The sequence below is a fragment of the Pseudomonas sp. GD03858 genome, from assembly GCF_029840925.1.
GTDB lineage: Bacteria > Pseudomonadota > Gammaproteobacteria > Pseudomonadales > Pseudomonadaceae > Aquipseudomonas.
Genome location: NZ_JAOCDM010000151.1, coordinates 1 through 10,830, shown reverse-complemented (window position 1 = coordinate 10,830; position 10,830 = coordinate 1). Strand labels below are relative to the sequence as shown.

10 protein-coding genes are annotated in these 10,830 nt (G+C 63.0%); 2 read left to right on the top strand and 8 right to left on the bottom strand.

Annotated features, from left to right (window positions below; translation table 11 throughout):
* Positions 1 to 30: 30 nt before the first annotated feature.
* Positions 31 to 1,656 (bottom strand): methyl-accepting chemotaxis protein, encoded by a 1,626-nt coding sequence (locus N5D48_RS24445; RefSeq protein WP_279888598.1) that lies wholly within the window; start codon positions 1,654 to 1,656, stop codon positions 31 to 33.
* Positions 1,657 to 1,770: 114 nt separating this feature from the next.
* The gene (locus N5D48_RS24440) at positions 1,771 to 2,778 is read right to left on the bottom strand and encodes an amidohydrolase family protein (protein ID WP_279888597.1); all 1,008 of its coding nucleotides are present in this window, start codon (positions 2,776 to 2,778) and stop codon (positions 1,771 to 1,773) included.
* A 109-nt stretch (positions 2,779 to 2,887) separates the two neighbouring features.
* Between N5D48_RS24440 and N5D48_RS24435 the strand changes: the two genes are divergently transcribed.
* Positions 2,888 to 3,751, top strand: coding sequence for a pirin family protein (locus tag N5D48_RS24435; RefSeq protein ID WP_279888596.1), 864 nt, complete (start codon positions 2,888 to 2,890; stop codon positions 3,749 to 3,751).
* 127 nt (positions 3,752 to 3,878) lie between these two features.
* On the opposite strand, the gene N5D48_RS24430 is transcribed toward N5D48_RS24435, so the two are convergent.
* From N5D48_RS24430 to N5D48_RS24415, 4 genes are all read right to left on the bottom strand, one after another.
* The gene (locus tag N5D48_RS24430) at positions 3,879 to 4,604 is read right to left on the bottom strand and encodes a dienelactone hydrolase family protein (RefSeq protein ID WP_279888595.1); all 726 of its coding nucleotides are present in this window, start codon (positions 4,602 to 4,604) and stop codon (positions 3,879 to 3,881) included.
* Positions 4,605 to 4,762: 158 nt separating this feature from the next.
* Positions 4,763 to 6,670 (bottom strand): molecular chaperone HtpG, encoded by a 1,908-nt coding sequence (gene htpG / locus N5D48_RS24425; RefSeq protein WP_279888594.1) that lies wholly within the window; start codon positions 6,668 to 6,670, stop codon positions 4,763 to 4,765.
* Positions 6,671 to 6,764: 94 nt separating this feature from the next.
* Positions 6,765 to 7,223, bottom strand: coding sequence for a PaaI family thioesterase (locus N5D48_RS24420; RefSeq protein WP_050706515.1), 459 nt, complete (start codon positions 7,221 to 7,223; stop codon positions 6,765 to 6,767).
* Positions 7,220 to 7,696 carry a PaaI family thioesterase gene (locus N5D48_RS24415; protein WP_279888591.1) on the bottom strand — a complete coding sequence of 159 codons (477 nt, stop codon included), beginning with the start codon at positions 7,694 to 7,696 and terminating at the stop codon, positions 7,220 to 7,222. The genes N5D48_RS24420 and N5D48_RS24415 overlap by 4 nt, the downstream gene beginning before the upstream one ends.
* Before the next feature lie 136 nt (positions 7,697 to 7,832).
* On the opposite strand from N5D48_RS24415, the gene N5D48_RS24410 reads away from it, so the two are divergent.
* Positions 7,833 to 8,108 carry a hypothetical protein gene (locus N5D48_RS24410; RefSeq protein ID WP_050706517.1) on the top strand — a complete coding sequence of 92 codons (276 nt, stop codon included), beginning with the start codon at positions 7,833 to 7,835 and terminating at the stop codon, positions 8,106 to 8,108.
* 67 nt (positions 8,109 to 8,175) lie between these two features.
* On the opposite strand, the gene N5D48_RS24405 is transcribed toward N5D48_RS24410, so the two are convergent.
* Positions 8,176 to 8,925, bottom strand: coding sequence for a DUF599 family protein (locus N5D48_RS24405; RefSeq protein ID WP_279888589.1), 750 nt, complete (start codon positions 8,923 to 8,925; stop codon positions 8,176 to 8,178).
* Positions 8,926 to 9,205: 280 nt separating this feature from the next.
* A complete protein-coding gene (gene brnQ, locus N5D48_RS24400; RefSeq protein ID WP_279888587.1) occupies positions 9,206 to 10,519 on the bottom strand; it encodes a branched-chain amino acid transport system II carrier protein in 1,314 nt (437 codons plus the stop codon).
* Between the last annotated feature and the right edge of the window lie 311 nt (positions 10,520 to 10,830).

Here is a 10,830-nt window from a genome sequence, read left to right as displayed (position 1 = left end):
ACAAGGCCGCTCCTACAGAGGCGATGAGCGTCAGACAGAAAACCGCTGCACCAGGCTGTTGAGATCCACCGCCAGGCGCGACAAGGCATGGCTCGCCGCCGAGGTCTGCTCGGCCCCCGCCGAGGACTGGTGCGCCAGGTCGCGAATGGTGGTCAGGTTGCGGTCCACCTCCCGCGCCACCTGAGCCTGCTCTTCCGAAGCACTGGCGATCACCAGATTGCGCTCGTTGATCTGCCCAATGGCGGCGGCGATCGCATCCAGTGCTTCGCCGGCAGCATGAGCACCATCGAGCGTCGCGCGCGCCTGGGTATCACTGTGCTGCATACCCTGCACGGCCCGCTCGGCGCCGCTGCGGATGGCGACGATCATCTGCTCGATCTCCTGGGTCGAGGTCTGCGTGCGATGGGCCAGCGCCCGTACCTCGTCGGCGACCACGGCGAACCCGCGCCCGGCCTCGCCGGCCCGCGCCGCCTCGATGGCGGCATTGAGCGCCAACAAGTTGGTCTGCTCGGCGATCGAGCCGATCACATCCAGCACCTTGCTGATGTCGTGCACCTGCTGCGCCAGCTGGCCAACCTCCTCGGCATTGCCGGCCACGCCATTGGCCAGCTCCTCGATGGCGCAGACCGTGGCCTGCACCTGCTCGCGCCCACGGCGAGCGATCTGGTCGGACTCGCGGGAAGCCTCCGAGGTGGCCACCGCGTTGCTCGCCACCTCCTCCACCGCCGCCGTCATCTGGTTCACCGCGGTCGCGGCCTGCTCGATCTCCATGCTCTGCTGCTGCAAGCCGCGGGTGGCGTCCTCGGTGACCGCGCTCAGCTCTTCGGACGCCGAGGCCAGCTGGCTGGCCGAGTCGGAAATCCGCCCGATGGTTTCGCGCAGGCTCTGCTGCATGCTCTTGAGCGCCGCCAGCAGGCGCGCCGGCTCATCGTCGCCCTGCACGGTGATCTGCGGCGTGAGGTCGCCCGTGGCGACCGTCTCGGCGACCTTCAGCGACTGCCCGAGCGGCCGTACGATGCTGCGGGTCAGGGCCAGGGCGAGCACCACGGTGAGGCTCAGGGCGATCACCAACAGCACGCCGACCCATACCTTCGCGCCGTTGTACACGGCCTCGGCCAGGTCGGTGGCGGAATTGGCCTGGTGGTTGTTCAGCTCGATCAACTCGTTGAGCGTGGCGCTCATCTGGTCGGCCAGCTGGTTCATCTCGCCGTTGACCAGCGCCGCCGCAGCCTGGACATGCCCATCGGTGGCCAACTGCACCACCTGCCCCTGCAAGATCATGTACTGGCGCTCCAGGACCTGATAGCGGTCGAACAAGGTCCGCTCCTCGGGCAGCACGATCAACCCGTCGTAATGGCTCTGGGCCTTGGTCAGGCCTCCCTTGATCTCGTCGATGCGGGCGCGATTCTGCTGCTGGGCGGCCGGGTCGGTGTTGACCAGCAGGCGCAGGGTCAAGGCGCGGATGCGCAGCATGTCCTGGGTCATGCGGCCCACCGAGATCACGCTCGGCAGCCAGTTGTTGTCGACCTGCTCGGACTGCTGGCGCATGCTGGTCATCTGCTGCAGCGCGAAGCCGCCCAGCGCCACCACCAGCAGCGCCATGATGCCAAAGCCAAGGCCCGCGCGCGGGGCGATATTCAAGCGTCTCAGGCTCATTTCCAGGATCCCTCCCAAAAGCATTGGTCCGTCGCTTAATGAAGGTATCGGGCCGCCTGGAAATTGCGTAAGACGAAAAGGCGATATCAAAAAGCTATCTACTGCTATAACGCGCTACTTCGCCGCTTTTGGCAGCAGATTGACAAAATTTCTCCGACTCACCTGCTCCGCCACCGCTGCCGGCAAGGCATCGAGAAAGGGGTCGAAACCGTGCATCTGCTCACCCAGGCTGTCGAACCGTCCCACCAGGTCGGAGCCGAGTACGAAACGCTGTGGGAAGCGCTCCACCAAGGCCACCCAAGCCTGGCGCGGCACACCTTGCGGGTCGAGCAGGTAGGGCTTGAGCACGCTCCAGGACAGGTCAACGTACAGGTTCGGGTAGTCCTCCAACAGCCGCGTCAGCACCGGCAGGAGAAAATCCATCTGTTCCTGGTGCCGATGGATCTCCAGGCTGCTGCCAGCATGGGCCCAGATGAAACGGGTATGCGGGTGGTTGCGCAGCGGCTCTTCGATCTCGGCCAGGTAAAGCGGGTTGCGCTCGCGCTTGGAGGTGATGTTCGAATGCAACAGCACCGGCAGGTCGCGCTCGGCGGCCAGGTGATAGATACGGGTCATGGCTTCATTGTTGGCCCGCGGCGTATCGCCGCTGGTCAGGGCGGTGAGGTCGTCGTGGCGGGTGAACACTTCGCCGATGCCCTGCCACAACCCCGGATAGAGGTCGAGCATGCGCTCGATATGATTGACGGCGTTCTTGTCCACCGGATTGAAGCCAGTGAGGAACGGGTGGAAGCGACGGCGCTGCTCCGCTGGCAGCTTCTGCAGCGCGGCGGCGACATAAAGGTCGGTGGCGCTGTACCAGTAGGCGTCGGCGTCGTCCCCGGCGTAATAGCGCGGACGCTTGGGCTCGTCCTCGTGCCATTTCTTCGCCACCGGGACACCGGAGATCATCGACTGCTCCACCCCGGCCGCGTCCATGGCCTTGAGCAGCGCCGGCATGCCCTCGGTTTCCTGGAAGAAGTCCACGTAGTGCAGGTGCGCGTCGCTGTAGCGGTAGTCGCGGGCCTGCGCGGCGTCGAACAGGCCTGCGCTCAGCAGCAGGCAAGCCAGTATGCGGGCGATCATCGGAGCCTCCTTTGCCGGTCCCGCAAGAGTAGACCGGGCAGCGCCCGCGACGGTTCAGCCACGGACGGCGAAACGCTATGCTTGCAGGCATCCCTCAAGGAGTGTCGCCATGAGCAGTCCCCTGGTCATCCGCCCACGTGCCGAATCGGTCGAGGGCCAGCCGATCCTGCGCCCACTGCCCTCGGCGCAGTGCCGCAGCGTCGGCCCTTTCGTGTTCTTCGACCATATGCTGGAAACCGACTACGCGCCCGGCCATGGCATGGACATTCGCCAGCATCCGCATATCGGCCTATCCACCCTCACCTACCTGTTCGAGGGTGAAATCCAGCACAAGGACAGCCTGGGTTCGGACCAGCATGTACAGCCGGGCGATGTCAGTTGGATGACCGCCGGCGCAGGCGTGGCGCATGTCGAGCGCACGCCGGCCGATCTGCTGGCCAAGGGTTCAAGACTGCACGGGCTGCAGGTCTGGCTGGCGTCGCCCCGCGAGCACGAGCAGGGTAAGCCGAGCTACAGCCATCATCCGGCGGCGAGCCTGCCGGTCAGTGACAGCCTGGGTGTGCAGATCCGCATGATTGCCGGTACCGGGTTCTGCCTGGCATCGCCGGTGCCGGTACTCTCCCCGACCCTCTATGCCCATGTGCATATGCAATCAGCCACAACACTGGTGGTGCCCGACGAACATGCTCAGCGAGCACTGTATCTGCTGGACGGTGAGCTGTTCATGAACGGCGATCAGGTCGAGGCCTGCAGCATGATCGTGCTGCCGGAAGGGGAAGAGGTGACGCTGTATGCCGAGGAAGAATGCCAGTTGGTGCTGATTGGCGGCGAGCCGCTGGATGGGCCACGGCGGATGAACTGGAATTTCGTTGCCAGTGACCCTGAGTTGATCGAGCAAGCGCGAGCGCGCTGGGCGGCGGGCGATTGGCCGGTGGTGCCTGGGGAAAACGGGCGGATCGAATTGCCGCGCTGATGTGGGGCCGCTTTGCGGCCCTTCGCGGGTAAACCCGCTCCCACAGAGATCGCGTGACGTTCAGATTTACGCATGCCTGTGGGAGCGGGTTTACCCGCGAAGGGCTGCGCAGCAGCCCCCATCACATTCAGCCGCGGAACACTTCCGTGAGCAGGTTATGCATCGCGCGGAATGCCCGCTCCGAGGTTCGCCGGTCATACTGCATCTTGCCCGGCACATTGGCGTTCGGATCGGTGAATGAATGCACCGCGCCGCCATAGCTGAGCAACTGCCAGTCGACCTTGGCTGCATTCATCTCGGCCTCGAAAGCCGGCAGCTGCTCCTTGGGCACCAGCGGATCGGACGCGCCATGCAGCACCAGCACCGAGCCCTTGATACGCTTGGCATCCTCGGGATTCGGCGTGTCCAGGGTGCCATGGAATGACACTGCCGCCTTCAGATCAGCACCGGTGCGGGCCAGCTCCAACGCACAGCAGCCGCCGAAACAGAAGCCGAAGGTAGCCACCTTGCCGGGGTCCAGCAAAGCCTTCGATTGCCCCACCAACTGCGCCAGCGCCTCCTGCATGCGCTTGCGCAGCTCGGCGCGGTCATTCTTCAGCGGCATCATCGCCGCGCCCGCCTCGTCGGCATTGGACGGGCGCACCGACTGGCCGTACAGGTCGGCGATCAATACCACATAACCTTGCTCGGCCACTTCCTTGGCGATACGTTCGGCGCCCTCGCCGATACCCATCCAGTTCGGCGCCATGACCAAGCCCGGCTGCGGCAGCGCGCCCTGGGTGTAGACCAGGCGGCTTTCATAGGCTTTGCCTGACAGGTGATAGACCAGCGACTCGACGATGACCTTGCTCATTCAGCTCTCCTTGGGCTTCACGGGTCAGCACATGATAGATGCATTCGTGGGCGCGGGCTTGCCCCGCGAAGCAGGTATCGCGGGGCAAGCCCGCTCCCACAAGTGAGTCCCCGCCAGAAATGAAAAAGCCCGCCGAAGCGGGCTTTGTCTGCGTCAGATCAAGCGGACAGCTCGACCAGCAGCTTGTTGAGGCGACGCACATAGGCCGCCGGGTCCTTCAGGCTGTCGCCGGCCGCCAGGGCCGCCTGGTCGAACAGGATGTGCGAAAGCTCGGCGAAGCGGTCCTCGCTCTGCTCGCCATCGAGCTTCTCGATCAGCGGATGGGCCGGGTTGAACTCGAAGATCGGCTTGGATTCCGGCACCTTCTGCCCGCTGGCTTCAAGGATCTGGCGCATCTGCAGGCCCAGGTCCTGCTCGCCGATGGCCAGGATCGCTGGCGAGTCGGTCAAGCGGTGGGATACGCGCACTTCGGCAACGCTGTCACCCAGCGCACCCTTCAGACGCTCGACCAGGCCCTCTTTCTCCTTGGCGACTTCTTCCTGGGCCTTCTTGTCCTCTTCGGAGTCCAGATTGCCCAGGTCCAGGTCGCCACGGGCGACGTCGACGAACGCCTTGCCATCGAACTCGTTGAGGTAGCTCATCAGCCACTCGTCGATGCGGTCGGTCAGCAGCAGCACTTCGATGCCTTTCTTGCGGAAGACCTCCAGGTGCGGGCTGTTCTTGACCTGGGCGTAGGACTCGCCAGTCAGGTAGTAGATCTTGTCCTGACCTTCCTTGGCACGGGCCAGGTAGTCGGCCAGGGCGACGCTCTGCTCGCCGCTGTCGTCTTGGGTGGAGGCGAAGCGCAACAGCCCTGCGATCTTCTCCTTGTTGGCGAAGTCCTCGGCCGGGCCTTCCTTCAGCACCTGGCCGAAGTTCTTCCAGAAGCCCTTGTACTGCTCGGGTTCGTTCTTCGCCAGCTTCTCCAGCATGTCCAGTACGCGCTTGGTCAGCGCGGTCTTCATCGAATCGATGATCGGATCCTTCTGCAGGATCTCGCGGGAGACGTTCAGCGACAGGTCGTTGGAATCGACCACGCCCTTGATGAAACGCAGGTACAGCGGCAGGAACGATTCGGCCTGGTCCATGATGAACACGCGCTGCACGTACAGCTTCAGACCGCGTGGTGCTTCGCGCTGGTACAGGTCGAACGGCGCGCGGGCCGGCACATACAGCAGCGAGTTGTACTCCAGCTTGCCTTCGACCTTGTTGTGGCTCCAGGCCAGCGGGTTCTCGAAGTCATGGCCGATGTGCTTGTAGAACTCCTGGTACTCCTCGTCCTTCACCTCGGTGCGCGGACGGGTCCACAGGGCGCTGGCACGGTTGACGGTTTCCCACTCCTGCGCCGGTTGCTCCTCGCCTTCGGCTGCGGCGGACTGCTCCTTCGGCAGTTCGATCGGCAGGGCGATGTGGTCGGAGTACTTCTTGACGATGTTGCGCAGACGCCAGCCATCGGCGAACTCGTCCTCGCCCTTCTTCAGGTGCAGGACAATGCGAGTGCCGCGCTGAGGCTTGTCGATGGTCGAGACTTCGAACTCGCCCTCGCCATGCGACGACCAGTGCACGCCCTCTGCGGCAGGCAGGCCAGCGCGACGGCTGAACACATCGACCTTGTCGGCGACGATGAACGCGGAGTAGAAGCCCACGCCGAACTGACCGATCAGGTGCGAGTCCTTCTTCTGGTCACCGGTGAGGTTCTTCATGAAGTCGGCGGTGCCGGACTTGGCGATGGTACCCAGGTGCGCGATGACGTCTTCACGGCTCATGCCGATACCGTTGTCCTCTAGGGTCACGGTGTTGGCAGCCTTGTCGAAGCTCACGCGGATCTTCAGCTCGGCGTCGTCCTCGAGCAGCTCAGGCTTGGCCAGGGCCTCGAAACGCAGCTTGTCGGCGGCGTCGGAGGCGTTGGAGATCAGCTCGCGCAGGAAGATCTCCTTGTTCGAATACAGGGAATGGATCATGAGGTGCAGCAGTTGCTTTACCTCGGTCTGGAAGCCCAGGGTTTCTTTTTGAGTCTCCACACTCATGGTCTTCAAAACTCCAATCTGTTGGTTGTTGGCGCCTGGCGGCCGTCTGGCCTGCTTTTGATGGCGGATGTCCAACAGATGGGGGCAGCCCCGACTATTTCAAGGGCTTTTCCGGTTCGATCTTGAAATGCGCGCGCGCCGTGGCGATCGGCGTGTCGCGATCACCCTGCCAGGCGGTGATGGCGACGTTGGTCACCCGCCGCCCCTGGCGCCACAGCTGGCACTGGGCGTAGGTGTCGCGAAAATGCCCGGCGCGCAGGTAGTCGATGGAGAAATCGATGATCTTGGGGATGCTCGCGCTCTCGCTGTAGATCAGCAGGTAGAGCGCCGCGGACAGCTCCATGAAACCGGCGATGACGCCACCATGGATCGCCGGCAGCAACGGATTGCCGATGTTGTCGGGGTTGGCCGGCAGACGGAACAGCAGGTCGTCACCCTGGCGCTCGCATTCGATGCCGATCAGCCCGGCATACGGGATCAACGCCAGCAGGGGCTGGTAGTCGCCCCGCGCGTGGGCCTGGTTCAGCTGTTGACGGATATCGGCGGGGATCACGCACGACCCTCCTTGAGGCTGTTGCCGAAGCGGATGCCGCCCTTGACGTCCTGCCCCAGGCGCATGAAGGTGCCGACCACCTGGCAGATCGGCTGCGAAGGGTCGTCCTGGTAGGCGGTGCCACGGGTGAAGATGACATCGCGGGTCACCCGATAGCACTGGGCATGACCGTAGATATCCTTGCCGGCCTCGGCCGGGTGCATATAGTCGATGCGCAGGTCCAGGGTCGGGCACACCTCGAAACGCGGCAGCGCGCAGAGGGTGGCCATGCCGCAGGTGGTGTCCATCAGCGTGGTCAGCACGCCGCCATGCACCGCGCCGTTCTGCGGATTACCGACAATCGCCGGTGACCAGGGCAGCACCAGCGTCATGCCGTCGGCGTCGGCGTGGTGCACGCGCATCTGCAATACCTGGCAATGTTTCAGCGCCGAGAGAAAACGCTCGGCCATCGCCATCAATGGCGTCTCGTTCATTGTCCCTCGCTTCATAAAATGGATAAAAAGTCCATATAGGTCGGGCAGTTATATATCTGTAACCTTTGTGGAACTTCTTCGCACCCGGTGAACTCGAAGGTACAAGTAAAGTTATTCCACCCAGGAGAAACACCCCATGCGTAAACCTTTTGCTTTTGCTCTGATGCTGGCCGCTGCCATGGGCCTGGCTGCTTGCGATAAAGCGAGCGAAGACAAAGCCCAGGACGCACAGCAACACGCCGAGCAAGCCCAGGAGAAGATGGGCGAAGCTCAGGATAAGATGAACGAAGCCGCCAAGGAAAACGCCGAAGCCGCCAAAGATCAGGCCGAAGCGCAGCAGAAGGCCGCCGAGGAAGCCGCGCCGACCACTCCAGCGCCGACCACTGCGCCTGCCGAACCTGCCAAGCAGTAATCGCGCAGTACAAAAAAACCCGACGATGTCGGGTTTTTTTGTACTTGGCATTTAATACTGAAAGGCTTCAGCTGGTAACGCCGGAAGTGTCCTTGCCCACCTCGACCGAGACACTTTCGGTCGGCGTGAACACCATCACTTCCAGTACATGGGAATGGAACTCGCGGCGATACAGGATGAATACCACGCCCACGCTCATGACCATGAACAACCAAGGGCTGATGAACCAGCTCAGCATGGCCATGCCGAAGTAATACGAACGCAATCCCAGGTTGAACTGGTTGGCCGCCAGCGACAGTACCCGCGCGGCCCGAGAGGCGAAAGCCTTGCGCTCGAGTTCATTGACCAGGCGCTCGCCGATCATCGGCGCCGAACCTACCAGCACCGCAGCGAAGTTGTATTGGCGCATGCACCAGCTGAAGGTGAAGAAGGCATAGACGAATACCGTCGCCAGGCACAGCAACTTGATTTCCGACATCCCTTGTGAGGCCTGCTGCACCAGTGGCAGGTCGGCCAGCAGCGACAGCGCGCGATCCGACGCACCGAGCACGGTGAGGATGCCGGCGAGGATGATCAAGGTACTGGAGGCGAAGAACGAGGCGTTGCGTTCCAGGTTGCCGATCACGCTGGCATCGGCGATACGGTTGTCGCGCAGCAGCATGCGGCGCATCCAGTCTTCGCGATAAAGGTGCAGCACGCTGGCCAGGCAGGCGGTGTCGCGGCCTTTCCAAATAGCGTAGCGGGTGTAGCCGCCCCAGCAGATGGCGAACCAGCAGGCGGCCAGGAGATTGGCCAGGTTGCTTTGGATGAAGCTCATGCGGGCATCCCGTAGAAAGAGGAACTGACCGGCTTTCGACGCCTGGATTCGGCAAAAGACACGTGAATGCACTATTTGCTTTCCCTGCACCGGCCCTTCGCGGGTAAACCCGCTCCCACAGGATTCGCACCAGCTCCTGTGGGAGCGGGTTTACCCGCGAAGGGGCCAGCACGGACAATAAAAAACCCCGCTCCTTCACAAGAAGCGGGGTTTCGATATCCACCTTGGCTAGGCGCCCTTCGGCTTGTGGCCAGCGCCCTACCCTGCAGGCTTCAATCCATCAGGCCAGCGCCTCGCGAGGCTTGCCGAGCATGCGGTCGAAGACCACGGCGGCGGCCAGGGTGACCACCGAAGGCACCAGCCAGGCCATGCCCTGCTCGCTCAATGGCAGGTGAGCCATGGCGTCCGGCAGCATGTGCGCCAGGCTGCTGCCCTTGATCGCATCGACGATACCGAACAGCAGCGACACCAGCATGACCGGCGCCAGGATGCGCACCGGCGAGTTCCACAGATCCTTCACGAAGCTCAGGCCCACCACGACGATGCAGGGTGGGTAAATGGCCGTGAGCACCGGGATCGAGAACATGATCAGCTTGGTCAGCCCCAGGTTGGAGATCAGCAGCGAGAAGCCAGCCAGGATCACCACCAGGGCGCGGTACGACAGCGGCAGGATCTGGCTGAAGTACTCGGCACAGGCGCAAGTCAGGCCAACCGCGGTCACCAGGCAGGCCAGGGCGATCAGCACGGCGAGGAAGCCGCTGCCCAGGGAGCCGAAGGTGTGCTGCACATAGGCATGCAGCACCATCGCACCGTTGGTGGCGTCGGCGGCGATGTCATGGCTGCCCGCGCCGAGGCGGAACAGGCTGACGTACACCAGCACCAGACCCACACCGGCAATCAAGCCGGCGATGATGGCATAGCGGGTAATCAGCTTCGGCGACTCGACGCCACGCGAGCGGATGGCGTTGACGATGACGATGCCGAAGACCAGGGCGCCCAGGGTGTCCATGGTCAGGTAGCCATCGGAGAACCCTTTGGAGAACGCGGCGGCGGCATAGGCAGGCTGGGCCTCGCCAATGGTGCCGGCCGGCAGGGCGAAAGCCGCGATGCCCAGCACCGCCAGGGCGATGATCTTCAACGGCGCGAGGAAACGGCCCACGGTGTCGAGCAGCTTGCCCGGGTACATGGACACGGCCAGTACCACGGCGAAGTACACGATGCTGTAGATGAGCAGCGCCGTCGGGCTTTCGCCGGTCAGCGGCGCAACGCCCACTTCGAACGACACGGTCGCGGTACGTGGAGTGGCGAACAGCGGGCCGACCGAGAGGTAGCACACAGCCGCCAGCAGGCCACCGAAGAACTTGCCGATCGGGCTGCTCAGGGCGTCCATGCCGCCACCGACCTTGGCCAGGGCAACCACGGTGATGACCGGCAGGCCCACGGCGGTGACCAGGAAGCCAAGCGCCGCCATCCATACGTGCGGACCGGACTGCAGGCCGACGATGGGCGGGAAGATGATATTGCCGGCGCCGACGAACAGCGCAAACGTCATAAAGCCAAGCGCCAGGATATCCTGGCCTTTTAAAACTTTCATTTAAGGAAATACCACACTGCTGAAATCGGGAGTCGGAGGGGATTTCCCACAGGATGAAGGGAAATGCTGCCCGGCTTGGTGAGCCAGACCCGTTTAGCGTGTCGTTCCCTTTTGGGGTACGGGCACAGAGTGAACGCGTAGGGTACCTGTTTTACCTGACAAACGCACTGGCACTGTGCTGCTTGTCCGATGTGCGTATGTGTTTGTCGTCTGGTTGAACGTGTTAGGCGACAATTTATTGCTCATTTGGGTAGATGTCTGGTTGAAAATCCTGATCGAGGTGATCGAAATTTCATCACCACCTGTGCTGG

Bases quoted from the DNA above. Each gene is read 5' to 3' on its own strand.
- N5D48_RS24445 (WP_279888598.1), bottom strand. From the start codon at position 1,656: ATGAGCCTGAGACGCTTGAATATCGCCCCGCGCGCGGGCCTTGGCTTT.
- N5D48_RS24435 (WP_279888596.1), top strand. From the start codon at position 2,888: ATGAGCAGTCCCCTGGTCATCCGCCCACGTGCCGAATCGGTCGAGGGC.
- N5D48_RS24405 (WP_279888589.1), bottom strand. From the start codon at position 8,925: ATGAGCTTCATCCAAAGCAACCTGGCCAATCTCCTGGCCGCCTGCTGG.
- N5D48_RS24410 (WP_050706517.1), top strand. From the start codon at position 7,833: ATGCGTAAACCTTTTGCTTTTGCTCTGATGCTGGCCGCTGCCATGGGC.
- N5D48_RS24430 (WP_279888595.1), bottom strand. From the start codon at position 4,604: ATGAGCAAGGTCATCGTCGAGTCGCTGGTCTATCACCTGTCAGGCAAA.
- brnQ (WP_279888587.1), bottom strand. From the start codon at position 10,519: ATGAAAGTTTTAAAAGGCCAGGATATCCTGGCGCTTGGCTTTATGACG.
- N5D48_RS24415 (WP_279888591.1), bottom strand. From the start codon at position 7,696: ATGAACGAGACGCCATTGATGGCGATGGCCGAGCGTTTTCTCTCGGCG.
- htpG (WP_279888594.1), bottom strand. From the start codon at position 6,670: ATGAGTGTGGAGACTCAAAAAGAAACCCTGGGCTTCCAGACCGAGGTA.
- N5D48_RS24440 (WP_279888597.1), bottom strand. From the start codon at position 2,778: ATGATCGCCCGCATACTGGCTTGCCTGCTGCTGAGCGCAGGCCTGTTC.